The organism is Paracoccus sp. JM45 (assembly GCF_003590715.1).
GTDB lineage: Bacteria > Pseudomonadota > Alphaproteobacteria > Rhodobacterales > Rhodobacteraceae > Paracoccus.
Window position 1 is genome coordinate 1 of the sequence record NZ_QQVY01000076.1, and the last position, 574, is coordinate 574.

Annotated in this window: 1 pseudogene; it reads left to right on the forward strand. The window is 52.8% G+C overall.

The features are described from left to right. Positions 1–574: pseudogene (locus DWB67_RS17800) on the forward strand (IS6 family transposase); the annotation flags it as partial.

Consider the following 574-nt stretch of genomic DNA (forward strand, 5'->3'; position numbering starts at 1 on the left):
CTACGTCCGCTATGCCGTTTCCTATCGTGATCTCGAAGAGATTATGCTTGAGCGTGGTATTAATGTCGATCATGCGACGCTAAACCGCTGGGTGGTAAAGTTCGCTCCGCTCATTGCGGCAAAGGCCCAAGCCAGAAAAAGGGCTACAGCTAAATCGTGGCGCATGGACGAGACCTATATCAAGGTTCGTGGCCGATAAACCTATCTCTACCGTGCCGTTGATCGCAACGGCCACACCCTTGATTTTATGCTATCCCAGCAAAGAAACACGGCTGCGGCGCGTCGCTTTTTTAAACGCGCCATCGCCAGTCATAGCGTGCCGGACAGGGTTGTGATCGATAAAACCGGCGCGAACCTGGCAGGCCTGAACAGCATTAATGCCATCCTGAAGTTTGTTGGCACGGGCAAACGCATCAAGGTTCTGCAGGTCAAATACCTCAACAACATCATTGAGCAGGATCATCGCTTCATCAAGCGGATCACAGGACCGATGCAAGGCTTCAAGGCGTTTCACTCAGCCCAAGCGACACTTGCCGGAATAGAAACAGCCCACATGATCCGCATGGGCCAGCTC